At 67.9% G+C, this 16,745-nt stretch carries 17 protein-coding genes; 8 read left to right on the top strand and 9 right to left on the bottom strand.

The window, feature by feature from the left end; all coding sequences use genetic code 11:
• Positions 1-68: 68 nt before the first annotated feature.
• The 4 genes from ACQPYY_RS20185 to ACQPYY_RS20170 form a co-directional block, all read right to left on the bottom strand.
• Positions 69-479, bottom strand: a complete 411-nt coding sequence (locus tag ACQPYY_RS20185) for a DUF7144 family membrane protein (RefSeq protein WP_379104058.1) — start codon at positions 477-479, stop codon at positions 69-71.
• Positions 480-569: 90 nt separating this feature from the next.
• Entirely contained in the window at positions 570-2,171 is a 1,602-nt protein-coding gene (locus ACQPYY_RS20180; protein WP_433590557.1) for a VWA domain-containing protein, read from the bottom strand.
• Between the two features lie 191 nt (positions 2,172-2,362).
• Positions 2,363-2,629 carry a WhiB family transcriptional regulator gene (locus ACQPYY_RS20175; RefSeq protein WP_357277419.1) on the bottom strand — a complete coding sequence of 89 codons (267 nt, stop codon included), beginning with the start codon at positions 2,627-2,629 and terminating at the stop codon, positions 2,363-2,365.
• Positions 2,630-2,684: 55 nt separating this feature from the next.
• Positions 2,685-3,230, bottom strand: a complete 546-nt coding sequence (locus ACQPYY_RS20170) for an HNH endonuclease (RefSeq protein WP_379104052.1) — start codon at positions 3,228-3,230, stop codon at positions 2,685-2,687.
• 271 nt (positions 3,231-3,501) lie between these two features.
• On the opposite strand from ACQPYY_RS20170, the gene ACQPYY_RS20165 reads away from it, so the two are divergent.
• A complete protein-coding gene (locus ACQPYY_RS20165; RefSeq protein ID WP_433590556.1) occupies positions 3,502-4,314 on the top strand; it encodes an amidohydrolase family protein in 813 nt (270 codons plus the stop codon).
• A 25-nt stretch (positions 4,315-4,339) separates the two neighbouring features.
• On the opposite strand, the gene ACQPYY_RS20160 is transcribed toward ACQPYY_RS20165, so the two are convergent.
• Together ACQPYY_RS20160 and ACQPYY_RS20155 are read right to left on the bottom strand one after the other, a co-directional pair.
• On the bottom strand, positions 4,340-4,921 hold the full coding sequence (locus tag ACQPYY_RS20160) for a hypothetical protein (RefSeq protein WP_433590555.1): 582 nt from the start codon (positions 4,919-4,921) through the stop codon (positions 4,340-4,342).
• A 470-nt stretch (positions 4,922-5,391) separates the two neighbouring features.
• The gene (locus ACQPYY_RS20155; protein ID WP_433590554.1) at positions 5,392-6,609 is read right to left on the bottom strand and encodes a cytochrome P450 family protein; all 1,218 of its coding nucleotides are present in this window, start codon (positions 6,607-6,609) and stop codon (positions 5,392-5,394) included.
• Between the two features lie 100 nt (positions 6,610-6,709).
• Here ACQPYY_RS20155 and ACQPYY_RS20150 point away from each other — a divergent pair, with 100 nt between their 5' ends.
• From ACQPYY_RS20150 to ACQPYY_RS20140, 3 genes are read left to right on the top strand one after another with little or no spacing between them, the layout of a single operon-like run.
• On the top strand, positions 6,710-7,135 hold the full coding sequence (locus tag ACQPYY_RS20150; RefSeq protein ID WP_433590553.1) for a hypothetical protein: 426 nt from the start codon (positions 6,710-6,712) through the stop codon (positions 7,133-7,135).
• Positions 7,129-7,356: a helix-turn-helix transcriptional regulator gene (locus ACQPYY_RS20145; RefSeq protein ID WP_357277401.1), complete on the top strand. Its 228-nt coding sequence runs from the start codon at positions 7,129-7,131 to the stop codon at positions 7,354-7,356. The genes ACQPYY_RS20150 and ACQPYY_RS20145 overlap by 7 nt, the downstream gene beginning before the upstream one ends.
• Positions 7,353-8,315, top strand: coding sequence for an NAD(P)-dependent alcohol dehydrogenase (locus ACQPYY_RS20140; protein WP_433590552.1), 963 nt, complete (start codon positions 7,353-7,355; stop codon positions 8,313-8,315). Before ACQPYY_RS20145 ends, ACQPYY_RS20140 begins: the two co-directional genes overlap by 4 nt.
• A gap of 125 nt (positions 8,316-8,440) precedes the next feature.
• Here ACQPYY_RS20140 and ACQPYY_RS20135 read toward each other — a convergent pair whose 3' ends face one another.
• Positions 8,441-9,097, bottom strand: coding sequence for a TetR/AcrR family transcriptional regulator (locus ACQPYY_RS20135; protein WP_379104038.1), 657 nt, complete (start codon positions 9,095-9,097; stop codon positions 8,441-8,443).
• An 89-nt stretch (positions 9,098-9,186) separates the two neighbouring features.
• Between ACQPYY_RS20135 and ACQPYY_RS20130 the strand changes: the two genes are divergently transcribed.
• Entirely contained in the window at positions 9,187-10,689 is a 1,503-nt protein-coding gene (locus ACQPYY_RS20130) for an MFS transporter (RefSeq protein ID WP_433590551.1), read from the top strand.
• A gap of 297 nt (positions 10,690-10,986) precedes the next feature.
• On the opposite strand, the gene ACQPYY_RS20125 is transcribed toward ACQPYY_RS20130, so the two are convergent.
• Positions 10,987-11,490: a hypothetical protein gene (locus ACQPYY_RS20125; protein ID WP_379280341.1), complete on the bottom strand. Its 504-nt coding sequence runs from the start codon at positions 11,488-11,490 to the stop codon at positions 10,987-10,989.
• A 140-nt stretch (positions 11,491-11,630) separates the two neighbouring features.
• Positions 11,631-13,823, bottom strand: coding sequence for a malate synthase G (locus ACQPYY_RS20120; RefSeq protein ID WP_433590550.1), 2,193 nt, complete (start codon positions 13,821-13,823; stop codon positions 11,631-11,633).
• A 184-nt stretch (positions 13,824-14,007) separates the two neighbouring features.
• On the opposite strand from ACQPYY_RS20120, the gene ACQPYY_RS20115 reads away from it, so the two are divergent.
• Genes ACQPYY_RS20115 through ACQPYY_RS20105 form a run of 3 tightly spaced genes read left to right on the top strand, consistent with a single transcriptional unit; the run spans position 14,008 to position 16,684 of the window.
• Positions 14,008-14,754: an SDR family NAD(P)-dependent oxidoreductase gene (locus ACQPYY_RS20115; protein ID WP_433590549.1), complete on the top strand. Its 747-nt coding sequence runs from the start codon at positions 14,008-14,010 to the stop codon at positions 14,752-14,754.
• Positions 14,751-15,392 (top strand): TetR/AcrR family transcriptional regulator, encoded by a 642-nt coding sequence (locus ACQPYY_RS20110; protein ID WP_433590548.1) that lies wholly within the window; start codon positions 14,751-14,753, stop codon positions 15,390-15,392. Before ACQPYY_RS20115 ends, ACQPYY_RS20110 begins: the two co-directional genes overlap by 4 nt.
• A gap of 2 nt (positions 15,393-15,394) precedes the next feature.
• Positions 15,395-16,684 (top strand): acyl-CoA dehydrogenase family protein, encoded by a 1,290-nt coding sequence (locus ACQPYY_RS20105; protein ID WP_379104024.1) that lies wholly within the window; start codon positions 15,395-15,397, stop codon positions 16,682-16,684.
• Positions 16,685-16,745: the final 61 nt, after the last annotated feature.

Raw genomic sequence — 16,745 nt, 5'->3', positions numbered from 1 at the left:
CCGGAAACCGATGGGGCGCTCGTCCGTGGTGGCGCGGGGTGATTCGTGGTGGCACAGGGTGATACGGGTCAGGCGTGGACCGGCTTGTAGGTGGAGATCGCCCAGATCACCACGACGTCGAGGGCGATGATGAGCAGCGACCAGGCCGGGTAGTAGGGGATCCAGAGGAAGTTCTCCACGATGGACAGGGCCGCCAGCACGAGGGCGGCGGTGCGGCCCCAGGTCGAGCCTTTCAGCAGGCCGATCGACACGATGATCTGGATGATGCCGACGCCGATGTGGATCCAGCCCCAGCCGGTGGTGTTCAGCTTGTAGATGTAGTCGTAGCCGACGACCAGCAGGTCGTCCGACGCCACCGCGGAAATGCCCTGCAGGACAGAGAGCACGCCGATGACGAGCAGCAGAATGCCGGCACCGATGGTCGTTCCGGCGGCCAGGCCCTGCTTCAATGTGGGTTCGGGACCCGTACTGTGTGTCATCCGCCGAATATGCCACGAGTTGGCTGGTGGATCCGGACATTACGGCCATGTGTTGCCGGGCTGTTGCCCGGCCCGGATCCGCCCGCTGGGTCAGGGTGTCGTCAGCGCCTGCGAGACCGCCGTGCCGAACGGCAGATCCGCGGTGGTGCCGACCTTCGTGTAGGTGCCTCCGGTGCGCTGGGCGAGCGTTTGCAGGGTCTGGGTGCCCGCTCCGCCGACCACGATCACGTCGATGCGCACCGGATGCGCCGGATCGGTCGCGGCGGCGATATCGGCGAGCAGCTGGTCACCGGTGACGGGGGAGTCGTCCTCGGGGCCGTCGGTGATGAGCAGGATCGAATTGGTGCGGGCGGCGGCGTAGTTGGCGAGCACGCTCTTGTAGGCCGCCTCCAGGGCGGGGTAGGTGCGGTCCTGCTTGGACTGGCTCGCGGTCACCGTGGTCAGGCCCTGGGCGAGGGCGTTGCGCTGGGCGTCGGTCAGTGGTGCGGTCGGGGTCAGCACCTTGTGCGCGTTCGCGCCGTCGAGGTTCTTGGAGTACTCCCATACGCCGAGCCCGAACTCCGGCGGCATCACGGTCATCGTGGACGACAGCGCGGCCACGGCATTGCCGAGCCGGGTGCCGAAGCCCTCGGCGGTGGACATGGAGGAGGAGACGTCGAGCAGGACGGTCGCCTGCACGCCGAGCACCGGGTGCGCGAGGATCTGATTCACCTTGTCCAGGACGGGCTTCGACGGCGCCTTCGTGGTCGCGGGGGCGGCCGCGCCGAAACCGTTGTCGGTGAACAGTTTCGACTGGTCGGGGGCGCGCAGGAAGTCGGAGAACAGGCCGGCGATGAGGTTCTGGGTCTGGTCGACCCAGGGGCCGGTGAGCTGTGCGGCCGGGAAATCGGCGACCGGGCCCGCGTCGTCGGGCCGGAAGGCGACCAGTCCCGCGTGGGCGCGAATCTGCTGTTCGGTGGCGGGCACGGCGTGCACCGGCCCGGCGGCATCGGGCGCACCGGCGAGATCGGCGAGCGCGCTCGCGGTGTCCTTCACGGCGGGCGCGCTCGCGGCCAGGCCGGAGATCGCGGAGACGACCTGTCCGGTGGCGACCGCCTTCTCGTCGAGCGGATCGGTGCCGGAGACACCCGAACCGACCGCGGCCGCGACAGCCACCGTGGCGTCACCGCCGGGCATGGCCAGGCGCAGCTTGCCCCATGCGGGCAGCCCGGCATCGGCCAGCGAACCGGTCTGCAGCTTGGCCAGATCCGCCCAGTGCGCCTTCGAGGTATCGAGGGCGTGGCGCAGTTCCTCGGGCACGGCCAGCACGACCGGGCTCACCGCGACCGGGGCCGGAGTGCCCGCGATCAAACCCGGCACCCGCATCAGCTCGACCGATCGCGAGGACTGCGGAATCCAGAGCGCGGGCTGCGGCCCCAACGCCGGGTCCCACTTGTTCGCGACGAACGCCGCCACCATCGCCGCCGACGGCTGCGCGGTCACCGCCACCTGCGCGCAGTGATCGCGCACATGCGGCGCGGTGGCGTTGAACCGATCCGCGGCGGCCTTCACCGGCGTCAGCATGTCCGGATCGACGGTCACCGCCAGCGTGGCGGTCCCCTCCACACACGACGACGCGGCCCGGCTGTCCTTCTGCTTCGACCGATCCGACAACCATGCCCAGCCGACGACCGCCAGCCCTAGCACAATCACCGCGACGACTGCGATAACCGGTCCTTTGCTGACACCTCGTGACCCGCCCGCGGCGCGATGAGTACCCACGAGCGCCCATCCTATGTTGACGCCCACCACCCCACCTGTTCGAGCCGGTAACGCCCATCCCGCGACCGGCACGAAAACGGGCGGCCACCTCGGATCACCGAGATGGCCGCCCGAGACTCGGGTCAGTCGCGGATCATCTTGCCGCGGTCGTACTCGTGCCCGCCCCAGACGCCGGACTGGCCGGTGCGGGCCGCGAAGTCACCGCATTCGCGGCGGATCGGGCAGCCCGCGCAGATGCCGCGGGCGTAGTCGAAGTCCTGCGACGGGTACGGGAACCACGCCTCGTGGTTCGGGTCACCCTTGCAGGCGGCGCGCGCCCAGTAGTCCTTCGAGTCGGAGATGGGGAGCAGATCCGCCAGGGTCTGCTCCTGCAGTGCGGTGTTCGTCATCGGATCTTGCTCCTTTCCTGTCCGATCACGCGTGATGGGTGTTTCGTGCGTCGAGTCAGGACGCGGCCAGTTCCTTCCAGATCTGGCGCTGGGCCCGTTCTCTGTCATTGGGGGCCTTGGGCTCCCACAGCAGGCGCATACCGGCCTCCGCGGGAGTCCGGTCCGCCTTGTACGTATTGCAGGGACCGCACGCGGCGATGAGGTTGGCCCAGGTATTGGGCCCGCCCCTCGACCGCGGGCGGATGTGGTCCACGGTGCGGGCCCAGCCGGAGCAGTACCCGCAGCGGTACCGGTCGCGGCGCAGCACCGCGGGGAGGGTGGCCCGGCTGTCGTCGTCGTGCGTCAGGATCCGGTGCTCGAGGTAGATGTAGCGGGTGAGCCGGATGGTCTCCGGCAGCGCCAGCTCCAGGTGCCGCGAGCGGATCGGGAAGTGCGGCTGCCGTTCGGCGACGGTCTCGGCGGCCCCGCCGAGCAGCAGCACCACCGCGCGCTCGGCGCGGATCGTGGTCAGCGCCTCGTAGGAGGCGTTGAGCAGCAGCACTCCGGCGTGTATCCAATTGTCGGTGGTTATCTCCGGGTCTTCGGCATGACGGAACAGCATGGGGGTCACCATGTTTCGTGAAAGGGATCGAACAGGGAAAGGGTGTCGGCCGGTTACGAATGGGCCCGGAGACGGCCGAAGCCCCGGTACTGTTCGTCGATACTCGGATTCAAAGCCGTCTCCCCCTTCCTGCTGGTCACGACCGTGTCGGTCGGCTGATCTTCGATGAATCACATGGTGGCACAACGACGCTGCGTTGTCGGCTGATTATTTCCGCCCCTGGTGCATGGAGAACGATCCGCGACGGCCGTTTGTTCCCCACACTGGAAAGGTGACGATCGACGCTTGGGCTCAGCATCCGACGGAGCGTTTTCTCGCGCGTGACATCTTCGATTCGCTGCGGCGGTGGACCGGGGGAGCGATCCCCACCGGCGAGATCCCGTTGCGGGCGACGCTGGCGGCGATGGACGCGGGCGGCATCGACCGGGCGCTCATCTCGGCGTGGTGCGCGCCGGAGGGCACGCTCATCTCCAATGACGAGGTCGCCGCATGGGTGGCCGAGGCCCCGGATCGCTTGACCGCCGTGGCCTCGGTGGACCTGCGGAGGCCCATGGAATCGGTGCGCGAGCTGCGGCATCGGGTCCGTGACGAGGGCTTCGTGGGAGTCCGCGTGCTGCCGTGGTTGTGGGAGGTGCCGCCGACCGATGCCCGCTTCTATCCGCTCTACGCCGCCTGCGTGGACCTCGGGATCCCGTTCTGCACGCAGGTCGGGCACACCGGTCCGCTGCGGCCCTCGGAGCCGGGCCGCCCGATTCCGTATATCGACCGCGTGGCCCTGGACTTCCCGGAGCTGACCATCGTGTGCGGGCACGTCGGCTATCCGTGGACCGAGGAGATGATCGCGGTGGCCCGCAAACACGAGAACGTGGTGATCGACACCTCGGCCTACACCACGAAAAGGCTGCCGCCCGAACTCGTCTCGTATCTGAAGTCCGCGAGCGGGCGGCGCAAGGTGCTGTTCGGCACCAACTATCCGATGATCCTGCCCCAGCACGCCCTCGATGGTCTGGACGCTCTGGGCCTGGACGACGAGACCCGCGAGCTGTACCTGGACGGCAACGCGCGCCGCGTCTTCGGGCTCTGACGCGGCGCGCGGGGGTCGTGCGATATCAGGCGGCGGGCGCGGGACCGGCCACCGAGCCGTGGGTCCCGGTGTGCTCGACGGGCAGCTCGTCGTCGAGTGGAATCCAGTCTTCCTGCCGCTGCGCGATCCGCCCGCCGGAGACGGCGATGGCCGTGGCCGCGAGATCGACGGCGAGTGCGGCGTCGTCCTCGGCCATGGCGAGGATCGACAGGCTCAGCAATTGCGCGGTCCGGCTCGGTCCCGGCGTGGGGGCGAGCTGGTCGATGGTCGCGGCGGCCGGGCAGCCCGTGGACAGCATGATCGCGGCGGCCAGGAACTCGACCGGGGTGGACGCTGCCAGATGTGCGCCCCGAGCCGCCGCGCTGATCAGGGTGTGCGGCGTCGGAAGGCCTTGGGGCAGCGGCAGACTGGGGACCGCGCCCCAGCGGTGCAGCGGCGGGAACATCTCGAAGTCGGAGCGGCCCAGCCAGCGGCGATGGCACAGCTGGGCGAGCCGCTGGGCGGTGTCGCGCAATCGGGTCTGCTCGGCCTGGAAGCTGAGCGTGATCTGCCTGCAGGGCAGCAGTGCGATCGGGCGGTGGACGGAAGGAACAACGACTACGGTCATGAGGCAGCTCGTTCTCTTCGCGGCGGGATCAACCCTGCACGTCGGCCGGCATCGGGGTGGTGCGGGTGCGGCGCCGGGCCGCGCCGAGGACTAAAGACAGCAAACAAATAGCAATTAATGTGGCTGTCGACGGGGACCGTTTGACCGCATCGAACCACTCAGCTAAGCGCTGGCTTTCCCTCACCGGCGTTGCTGTCCCGACCATTCTTGCGACACCTCCACATCGTCCGAAAATGCGGTCCCACCAGTACGGCCTGAGTGACGTTAGCGCATCGAACGGTTTGGGAAGGTGAACTTTTATCGAAAGGTGACCACTCGGTTTGTTCTGTCTAGGACGTTTGACGGCGTTTTCTCAGCTTGCCTTGGTATTCGCCACTCATTAACTCTGGTCGACCGACCAGTTTTGTGACGCACGTCGCTATCGCAATGGGCGAGTCGTGGCACATCCCGGCGCCGGGCTGCTCTGCGCACTAGAGCTGGACGGGAAGCTCCTTGAGGCCGTGCATGAGGGTGCTCGGATGCCATTCCAGCTCCTGCGCCGGGCGCGCCAGACGCAGATCCGGGAATCGAGAGAGCAAGGCCGAGAAGGCGACTCGCGCTTCCAGGCGGGCCAGGGGGGCTCCGACGCAGAAGTGGATGCCGTGGCCGAAGGCCAGATGGCCACCGGTGTCACGGGCCGGGTCCAGGGCGTCGGGCTCCTGGTAGCGCTCCGGGTCGCGGTTGGCGGCGGGGAGTGCGACGAAGACGAATTCTCCTGCGGGAATGTCGGTTCCGGCGATGGTGACCGGTTCGGCGGTGTGGCGGACGGTGCTCATGTTCACCGGCCCGTCGAAGCGCAGGAACTCCTCGATGGCGGCGGGAATCGCCTCCGGATCGGTCTGCAAGGCGCGCAACTGTTCCGGATTGCGCAGCAGCGCCAGGGTGCCGTTGGCGATCAGGTTCACGGTGGTGTCGTGCCCCGCGATCAACAGCAGCGTGGCCATCCCGACCAGTTCGGTCTCGGTCAGGGTGTCGCCGTCGTCGGCCGGCAGCACCAGCGCCGACAGCAGATCCGATTCGGGCCGTTCCCGTTTCGCCCGCACCAGCCCGGTCAGGTAGTCCGCCATGGCCGCCGCGGCACCGGCCCGATTCTCCTCCAGCCCCGCCACCGCGACGAGCGCCCGAGTCCACTCCTGGAAATCGTCGCGATCCCCGAGCGGCACCCCGAGCAGCTCGCAGATCACCGTGATCGGCAGCGGTTCCGCGAACTCGTGCAGCAGATCCACCTCATCCCGGCCCGCCAGGGCGTCCAGCAGCCCGTCGGTGATCTCCTCGATCCGGGGCGCCAACTCGGCGACCCGCCGCGGCGTGAACGCCCGGGTCACCAGCTTCCGCAGGCGCGTATGCCCCGGCGGATCGGTGCTCAGCATATGGGTCAGCACCGCCAGCTGTTTCGGATCCGACGGCGGCGCACCGCGTTTGCGGCTGAGCAGCTCATCGTTGACCGCCGCCGCCTTGTGCAACCGCGGATCGTTCAACGCGGCCCGCCCCGCCGCGTAGTCCAGCACGACCCACCGCACGATCCCGTCCGGGAATCGCACCTGCCGCACCGGGCCGTCCTCGCGCCAGCGACGGTAGTGGGCGTGCGGGTCGGCGAAGAATTCCGGACCGAGCGATTCGATACGGTCCAGGGCTTCGAGATCGGCCATGGTTCCGACACTAGCGGATGGAATCGGTTGCGACGACGGCTGTTTCGCGACTATGTAAAGAATTCTGTACATGTTGTCGTGTTTTCTTTACACTGATCGCATGCCTTACGAGGAGAAGCGAACCTGGATCCTGGGTGTCGTGGCCGTCGTCTCGTACGCGATCTACCTGATCGTCGTGCTGGTGCGGGCGCGGCACACGGCGCTGGTCGAGGTCGCCTATGTCGCGCCGATGCTGTGGGCGATCGGGGGTTCCATCGCGGCCTCGATCGTGGCTGCCGTCGCCGTCGCCATCGGGTCCCGCGATCGCGACCGGCGCGATCAGCGCGACCGTGAAATCGACCTGCGCGGAACGCATGTCGGCCAAGCATTCATCGTTCTCGGCGCCGTCGCGGCGCTGGTGCTGGCCCTGGCCGACGGTGACACCTTCTGGATCGCCAATGTCATCTACCTCGGATTCACGCTGTCCGCGGTCGTCGGCGCGGCCGCCAAGCTGGAGGCCTATCGGCGGGGGATGGCGCCATGGTGAAACCCACGAAGGTCACCAACAACATTCGCGCCCTGCGGTTCTCGCACGGCGAGATGACCCAGGCCGAGCTGGCCGACCGGCTCGGCGTGACCCGGCAGACCGTCAACGCCATCGAACAGGGCAAATACTCGCCGTCGCTGGAGATGGCGTTCCAGATCGCCCGGGTGTTCTGCGCACCACTGGACGAGATCTTCGAATATCCGGAAGAGGATGAGTCGTGAAAGCTATCACCCAGGACGTCTACGGCACCGTTGATGTGTTGTCCTACAGCGACATTCCCACCCCGCAGGCGGGTCCGGACGGGGTTCTCGTCCGGGTCCGGGCCGCGGGTGTGGACCCCAGCGTCTGGCACATGATGACCGGCGAACCGCTGGTCGCCCGGCTCGCACTGGGCCCTCGCAAACCCCGGGAGCGGGTGCGCGGCTGGGATGTCGCGGGCATCGTCGAAGCGGTCGGCCCGCAGGTCACCGCATTCGAGCCCGGAGACGAGGTCTTCGGGACGGTCCCCGGTTCGTTCGCCGAATTCGCTGCCGCCCCCGCGACCAAGCTGCAACGCAAGCCCGCGAACCTGAGCTTCGAACAGGCTGCGGCGCTGCCGATCTCGGGTACGACCGCGCTCACCGGCTTGCGTGACGCGGGCCGCATCGAAGCCGGGCAGCGCACGCTGATCATCGGCGCCTCCGGCGGTGTCGGTCATCTGGCGGTCCAGCTGGCCAAGCACTACGGCGCAGAGGTGACCGGTGTGTGCTCGGGCGCGTCCGCGGCCTTCGTCACCGGGCTCGGCGCGGATCACGTCATCGACTACCGGACCGAAAAGCTCAGCGGCCGTTACGACCTCATCCTCGATATGGCCGGAAACCGCCCGCTGGCGTTGTTGCGCTCACTGCTGACCGAGACCGGCACCCTGGTCCTCGGCGGTGGTGAGGGCGGCGGCCGCTTCTTCGGCGGCCTGGGCCGTTCGGTGCGCGCCGAGTTGCTCTCGCCCTTCGCGCGACAGTGTCTGCGCGCCCTGCTGGCTCTGCCCAAGCCCGAAGCCCTGGTCACGCTCGCCGAACTCGCGACCGCGGGCGCGGTCGTCCCGCACATCGACCGCACCTACGCCCTGTCCGAAGCGCCCGCCGCCATCACCCACCTGGCCGCCGGCCACTCGCGCGGCAAATCGGTCATCGTGGTCAGCTGACTCGGAAAACGTCCGATCGGCTCCGGCCATGACACTGCCCGGCGCACAGGTGAATCAGCAAGGTCGGCGGGCAGGCGCGGGGCCCTGGTCCCGGTAGATGCCATACGGGGCAGCTATCGGCACGGTCAGTCCAGTCGGCCGTAGATCAGGCGCAGGATCGCTTCGGTGAGGTCGTCGAGGCCGCGAGTCACTTCGTTCGGGGGCGCCGCGGACAACTGTGACAGCCGGCCGTCGCGCATCAGGGTGACGAGAGTCGCCAGCGTTGCCGAGTCGATGCCCTCGGGAGCGAGGCCGGCCGCGCGGTCGCGCTCGATCTTGGCGGCCAGCGCGCTGGTGAATCGGTTCTGGATGGTGGCGATGAATTCGGTCAGCGGGGGGTAATTGTTGTCGTAACCTTCCAGTGAGCAGACCAGGATCGTGCTGTTGTCGTGCCAGATCGCGGCCGTCCCCGCGAGCTGGGTGCGCAGGAGTTCGCGCTGCGGGCCGGTGGACGGCAGCCAGACGTGGGTTTTGGCGTAGCCGTCGCTCACGTCCTCCATCAGGCGGGCGAGTACCGCGTGTTTGGACGGGAAATAGAAGTAGAAGCTGGTGCGCGAAATGCCTGTCGCGGTGGTGATGTCGTCGACGGTCAAGTTGGCCATCGGTTTCTTGGTCAGCAGCCGGCGGGTCGCGTCGAGGATCTCGGCCTCGCGCTGATCACCCTTCGACACGGCGCCGCGGCGGCGCAGATCCTGGGTCGTGACTCGGGTCTGGTTCACCTTGCGTCCGCCCTGCTGCGCCATGTGTTCACCCTATTCGAGTTCCATTCCTGCAATGGACGTGGCGTCTATCATAATCGACACTGTGTCGATTCCGTCGTAGGGTTCCACGAATGACCTCCCTGCTCGAGCATCGGCGTTCCCCGTCGCCGACCGCGATCGTGCTGACCATGGCCAGCACCGTGTTTCTTCTGGCCATGGCCCAGACCCTGCCCGTGCCCGCGCTGCCGCAGATCGGGACGCAGCTCGGTGTCTCGGCGACCACCGTCGGATGGGTCACGACCGCGACCATGCTGGCCGCCTCGGCGCTGACACCACTGCTCGGGCGATTGGGTGATGTCTACGGACACAAGCCGGTCATCCTGGCGACGCTGGCGGTGACGCTGGCCGGCAGCGTGATCGCGGCCTCGGCGCACAGCATCGATCTGCTCATCGTCGGAAGGGCCTTGCAGGGAGCCAGTTTCGGACTGTTCCCGCTGGCGATCAGCGTGCTGCGCCATGAACTTCCCGCCGAGCGCCTGACCGGGGCGCTGGCCGTCACCGCGTCGACGCTGGGCGTGGGCAGTGGTGTCGCGCTGGTGGCCACGGGTCTGCTGACGCAGGGCGGCGCGGATTACCGTCGCATCTTCTGGCTGTGCGTCGTGCTGACGGTGGTGGTGCTGGCGCTGGCGTTCTTCACCCTGCCGCGGCGCGCGGGTCAGGGCGGTCGCGTCGACTACGTGGGGGCCGCCGTCCTCGGTGTCGGTCTGGTCTGCTTGCTGCTGCCGATTTCCCAAGGGCACGAATGGGGTTGGGGCAGCGCCCGGGTGATCGGGCTGTTCATCGCCGCGGTGGTCGTGCTGGCCGGGTTCCTGGTGCTGCAGTCGAAGCTGCGGTCGCCGCTGGTGGCGACCTCGCTGCTGGCGCATCGCCCGGTCGCGGTGACCAATCTGGCCAGCTTCTGCGTCGGTTTCGCGATGTTCAGCGTGTTCCTCGGGGCGACCTACTTCGTGGCGACGCCGCGGGCGCTGGCGGGCTTCGGCTTCGACGCCTCGGTGCTGCGTACCAGTGTGGCCTTCATGCTGCCGGGTGCGGTGGTCTCGGTGGTGATGGGCCCGATCGCCGGTCGCCTGGTCGGGCGGATCGGCGCCCGTTATGTCCTGCTGCTCGCCAGCGTCATCGGCCTGTGCGCGCTCACTGCCCTGGCGCTGGTGCACTCGACCAGCTCGGAAGTCGTTGTCGCACTGATCATCGCGAACGCCGCCATCGCGATCGCCTACGCCGCCATGCCCGCTCTCCTGGTCGCCAATGTGGCGCCGCACGAGACCGGCATCGCCAACTCGATCAACTCGATCATGCGCACCGTCGGCGGCGCGATCGGCAGCGCACTGGTCGTCACCATCCTCACCAGCGACACCCTCGGCCACGCCCTGCCCAATGGTGCGGTGATCTCTCTCCCGGCCGAAGGCGCCTACCGCATCGCCTTCCTGACGGGCGCGGCCTTCTTCGCGGTGGCGGCGCTGCTGGCCGGCTTCGGCCTCGGTCACACCGGCCGTCGCCTGACCCCGCACGAGGTCGAGGAGGACGCCGCCTTGGCCTCCGCCGGCGAATTCGCCACCGCCTCCGCCGCCCTCTGATCCGAAAACGCCCGAACCCCTCCGCCGTCCATATGGTGGAGGGGTTCGCGCTGTCGTCCGCGCGGTCTTACAGCGGGATCGGGCCCGCCGAGCCCGAGGTGAACCACGACACGGTCGCGTTGACGTGGGTCAGGATGACATTGACGATCTCGAGAACGGCAGAACCCATCGATAAATCCTCATGCTCGGGGTGATTGACGCTGCGCAGCGTATCGGACCTGCTGCGAAATGGGGAATCCCCGGTCGACGAGGGTCGACCGGGGATTCCGTTGCAGCTCAAACGAAGTCGAAGCGCGATCACATGCCCGCGGAGCCGCTGAAGATCGGCAGCACGGCAGCCGCCGAACCCGACGCGGAGCCGGAGTTCACGGCGCTGCCGATGATGCCGCACGCGCTCGACACGGCGGATCCCGGCGAGAACGAGATGTCGGGATAGGTCGACGGATTCTTCGGGCAGATGCTCACATTGACCGAACGCGAGGAGGCGCCCTGGGTGACCGTCAAGGTGTACGCGCCCACGGCCGGTGGGGTCCAGGTGATCTGCGCGAACCCATTGAGCCCGTCTGCGCTGGTGTACGGGGTGTCCTGACCGATGACGGTGCCGTTGACCGTCAAGGTCACCGGGCTGAGCCGGTCGGCCCCCTTGGTCGTGATCGATACGTGGCAGGGCACCGCGGGTGTCCCGCAATCGACGCCGAAATTGTCGATGGCGGCATGGGCGGTCGGGGTCAACAGCAATGGCAGCGCGAGCGCCGGCGCGCCGAGCAGCCCGGCGCGAGCGATCCGCGAGGAGTTGATCATCGCCGGATCATATTTGGAATCAACACGTTTCACACATGACCGGCTGCCCCGGATTTCAGGGGCAGACCCGGGAAAAGGAGAATCCCCGGTCGACCGTGGTCGACCGGGGATTCCCTGTCATGCGCCGAAGCGGCTGATTCCTACACGCTCTTGTTGAACGCCTTGGCCTCGCGGCGGCGGCGGTGCAGGATCGGCTCGGTGTAGCCGTTGGGCTGGGTGGTGCCCTCGAGGACCAGTTCCTTCGCCGCCTGGAAGGCGATGGAGGCGTTGAAGTCCGGAGCCATGGCGAAGTACGACGAGTCGCCGGCGTTCTGGCGGTCGACGACCGGGGCCATGCGCTCGAGCGAGGCGATGACGTCCTTCTCGGTGACGATGCCGTGGCGCAGCCAGTTGGCCATCAGCTGGCTGGAGATGCGCAGGGTGGCGCGGTCCTCCATGAGGCCGATGTCCTTGATGTCGGGCACCTTCGAGCAGCCGACGCCCTGGTCGATCCAGCGCACCACGTAGCCGAGGATGCCCTGCGAGTTGTTGTCCAGCTCCTGCTGGATCTCCTCGGCGGACCAGTCGGTGTTCGGGGCGAGCGGGATCTCGAGGATCTCGTCGACGGTGGCGCGCGGGCCGCCCTTGGCGATCTCGGCCTGCCGCTTGAACACGTCCACCAGGTGGTAGTGGGTGGCGTGCAGGGTGGCGGCGGTGGGCGAGGGCACCCAGGCGGTGTTGGCGCCGGACTTCGGGTGGCCGATCTTCTGGACGAGCATCTCGGCCATCAGATCCGGCATGGCCCACATGCCCTTACCGATCTGCGCCTTGCCGGGCAGGCCGGTGGCCAGACCGGTGTCGACGTTCCAGTCCTCGTAGGACTTGATCCACTGCTGGCCCTTCATCTCGGCCTTGCGGACCATCGGCCCGGCCTCCATGGAGGTGTGGATCTCGTCGCCGGTGCGGTCCAGGAAGCCGGTGTTGATGAACACCACGCGGTCCTTGGCGGCGAAGATGGACGCCTTCAGGTTCACCGTGGTGCGGCGTTCCTCGTCCATGATGCCGACCTTGAGGGTGTTGACCGGCAGGCCCACGACCTCTTCGACGCGGCCGAACAGCTCGTTGGTGAAGGCCACCTCGTCCGGGCCGTGCATCTTCGGCTTCACGATGTAGATCGAGCCGGTGCGGGTGTTGCGCAGCGCGGTCTCGTCGCCGGCGGCGTCGAGGGCGTGCTTGGCGATCAGGACGGTGATCAGGCCGTCCATGATGCCCTCGGGGATCTCGTTGCCCTGGGCGTCGATGATCGCGTCGGAGGTCATGAGGTGACCGACGTTGCGGACGAACAGCAGCGAACGGCCGTGCAGCACGAGCTCGCCGCCGTCGATCGCGGTGTAGACGCGATCCGGGTTCATGGTGCGGGTGAAGGTCTTGCCGACCTTGGTGACCGTCTCGGCCAGGTCGCCCTTCATCAGGCCCAGCCAGTTGTGGTAGCAGAGGACCTTGTCCTCGGCGTCCACGGCCGCGACCGAGTCCTCGAAGTCCATGATCGTGGTGACCGCGGACTCCAGCACCAGGTCCTTGACACCGGCGGTGTCGGTGGAGCCGATGGGGGAGGACGGGTCGATCTGGATCTCGATGTGCAGCCCGTTGTGCTTCAGCAGCACCGACGTCGGGTTGGCCGGGTCGCCCAGGTAGCCGACGAGGGCATCGTTGTCGGCCAGGCCGATCTCGGTGCCGTCCTCGAGGCCGACCACCAGCTCGCCGTCCTCGATCGAGTACTTGGTGGAGCCGACGTGCGAGCCGGTGATCAGCGGCACCGCGTCGTCGAGGAAGTTGCGGGCCCACTCGATGACCTTGTCACCGCGGACCTTGTTGTAGCCCGAGCCCTTCTCCGCGCCGTTGGCCTCGGAGATGGCGTCGGTGCCGTACAGGGCGTCGTAGAGCGAGCCCCAGCGCGCGTTCGCGGCGTTGATGGCGAAGCGGGCGTTCATCACCGGCACGACCAGCTGCGGTCCGGCCTGGGTGGCGATTTCGGCGTCCACGTTCTCGGTGCCGATCTGGAAGTCGGCCGGTTCGGGACGGAGATAGCCGATCTCGGTGAGGAACTGCTTGTAGGCAGCCTTGTCGTAGCCTGCGCCCGGGTTCGCGCGGTGCCACTCGTCGATCTTGGCTTGGATGTCGTCGCGTTCCGCCAGCAGTGCGCGGTTGCGGGGGGCGAGGTCATTGATGACGGCCTCGGCACCCGACCAGAACGCGGCGGAATCAACACCGGTGCCGGGGAGGGCCTCGTTCTCCACGAAATCGTGGAGCACCTTGGCAACCTGCAGCCCGCCGACCTGAATCCGCTCTGTCATCTATTGCCTCATTTCGAGAAGCCGGGTGGAAAAAGTACGCCCGTCATATTACTCGCGGTTACTCGGCGGTATTCCCCGGCCCTCGCGGTTCGAGCCTCGGCCGATGGGGGTTGATTGTATCGATCAGTACATTTAATGTACTGGTTGGAACATTTTTCGGGGGCGCGACGCGAAGGTGCGATTCATGGGAAAAGCCTTGTCGGGCAAGGTCTCTGTGGTAACAGGCGGCAGCCGGGGGCTCGGGCGGGAGATGGTGCGCGCGTTCGCGGCCGCCGGATCCGACGTCGTGATCGCCAGCCGCAAGCTCGACGCGTGCGAGGAACTGGCACGGGAAGTGCGCGACGCCACAGGGCGGCGCGCTCTGGCCGTGGCCTGCAATGTGGGCGATTGGGGGCAGTGCGAGACGCTCGCCGACGCAGCCTATGCGGAGTTCGGGCGTGTCGACGTGTTGGTGAACAACGCCGGGATGTCGCTGCTCTATCCCAGCTTGGACCAGGTTTCCGAGGCCATGTTCGACAAGGTGATCGCCACCAATCTGAAGGGGCCGTTCCGGCTTTCGGCGCTCATCGGAGCGCGCATGGCGGCGGCGGGCGGGGGATCGATCGTCAATATATCTTCGGTCGAAGCCGCGCACCCCGAACCGCTCGCGGTGCCGTACGCGGCCGCGAAGGCCGGGCTCGAGACGCTGACCGGGGGCTTCGCCCACACCTACGGACCGGCGGTGCGGGTCAACACGATTCGCTGCGGGCCCTTCGACACCGATATCGCCCAGGCGTGGCCCGCGGAGATGCGCACCGAACTGGCCCGGCACACCGCGCTCGGCCGCCTCGGCGTTCCCGCCGACATCGTCGGGGCGGCGCTGTTCTTCGCCTCCGACGCCTCCGCCTACTGCACCGGCGCGACCCTCGCCCTGGACGGTGGATTCCGGTGACCGCCGCCGTCCCGGCCCGCCGCCGCGGCCGCCCGCCGGCCTCCGCGGCCGGGCCGGGGGAGACCCGGGAGCGGATCGTGGCCGCCGCGCTGGAGTTGTTCGCGGAGCAGGGCTTCCACGGCACCGGCGTCGCCGAGATCGGGGATCGTGCCGGAGTGCAGCGCGGGGCGCTGTACTACCACATCGGGTCCAAGGAGGAACTGCTGTGGCAGATCCTCGGCGACTACACCCGGCTCATGCTGGGCGAGGCCGAGCAGATCGCGCACGGCCCCGATCATCCGGTCACCAAGCTGCGCAGGCTGATCCACTCGCACGTGGTCATGATCATCGAGAACCGCGCCGCCGTCGCCATCCAGCTGCGCGACGTGTCCGCGCTCGGCGGTGACCGGGCGCGTGAACTCCAGGAACTGCGCGACCGCATCCAGAACCTGTGGCAGCAGGTCATCGACGCGGGCACCGCGGCGGGCGTGCTGCGCACCGCCGACCACGTGGTCACCAATGGCGTGCTGGGCATGCTCAATTCGGTGACCTTCTGGTACCGGCCCGGCGGGCAGCACACGCCCGACGAGATCGCCGGCATCCTCTGCACCACCGTCCTGGACGGACTCATCCAACCGCGCAAGACCACGAAAGGCTGACCATGGCTTGGGATTTCGGCACCGATCCGGAGTATCAGAAGAAACTGGACTGGGTCGCGGAGTTCGTCCGGACCGAGGTGGAACCCCTCGACCTGATCTACCCGAACCCGTACGACCGCACCAACCCGGAGATCCGGGCGCTCATGCGGCCGCTGCAGGAGAAGGTGAAGGAGCAGGAGCTGTGGGCCTGCCACCTGGGGCCGGAACTCGGCGGCCCCGGCTACGGGCAGTTGAAGCTGGCGCTGCTCAACGAGGTGCTCGGGACCTCGCAGTGGGCGCCGCTGGTGTTCGGCTGTCAGGCGCCGGATTCGGGGAACGCCGAGATCCTCGCGCACTTCGGCACGCCCGAGCAGAAGGCGACGTACCTGCGGCCGTTGCTCGACGGCGAGATCGGGTCCTGCTACGTCATGACCGAGCCGACCGGCGGATCGGATCCGACGGCGTTCCAGACCCGCGCGGTGCGCGCGGGCGACGAGTGGGTCATCAACGGCGAGAAGTGGTTCAACTCCGCCGCCGAATTCGCCACCTTCCACATCGTCATGGCGGTGACCGACCCGGACGCGCCGCCGCATCAGCGGCTGTCGATGTTCATCGTGCCCGCCGACACCCCCGGCCTGGAGATCGTGAAGAACTTCACGGTGCCCGGTTTCAGCGAACACGAAGGGCACCTGCGGTTCACCGATGTCCGCATCCCGGCGGACTCGCTGCTGGGTGCGGAGGGGCTCGGATTCATCGTGGCCCAGACACGTCTGGGCGGTGGCCGCGTCCACCACGCCATGCGCACGGTCGCGTTGGTGCGCAAGGCCTTCGACATGATGTGCGAGCGCGCCGTGTCCCGCCCCATGGGCAAGGGCAATCTCGGCGGCAAGCAGATGACGCAGGAGAAGATCGCCGAATCCTGGATCGAGATGGAGCAGTTCCGGCTGCTGGTGCTGCGCACCGCGTGGCGCATCGACCAGGAGCAGGACTACCGCAAGGTGCGCCACGACATCGCCGCCATCAAGGTCGCCATGCCGAAGGTCATGCACGACATCGCCCAGCGGGCCATGCACCTGCACGGCGCGATCGGCGTCAGCACCGACCTGCCGTTCACCGACATGATGACCTACGCGCAGATCATGGCCATCGCGGACGGTCCGACCGAGGTCCACAAGATCACCTTGGCCAAGGAGGTCCTGAAGGCCTACGCTCCCGCGGATCCGGTGTACCCCAGCGGATATCGGCCGATCCTGCGGGAGAAGGCTCGTCAGCTCGTCGCGGAACGGCTCGAACACACCGTCGGCAACCTCTGATCTCGCGATGGGGCGGGCGAATTGCCCGCTCCGTCGCCGCCGGCCGCGTCGAGCGGGGGGC

This window comes from Nocardia sp. CA-145437 (assembly GCF_050956485.1).
In the GTDB taxonomy this organism is placed as follows: Bacteria; Actinomycetota; Actinomycetes; order Mycobacteriales; family Mycobacteriaceae; genus Nocardia.
This window is presented reverse-complemented; position numbering and strand designations above follow the sequence as displayed.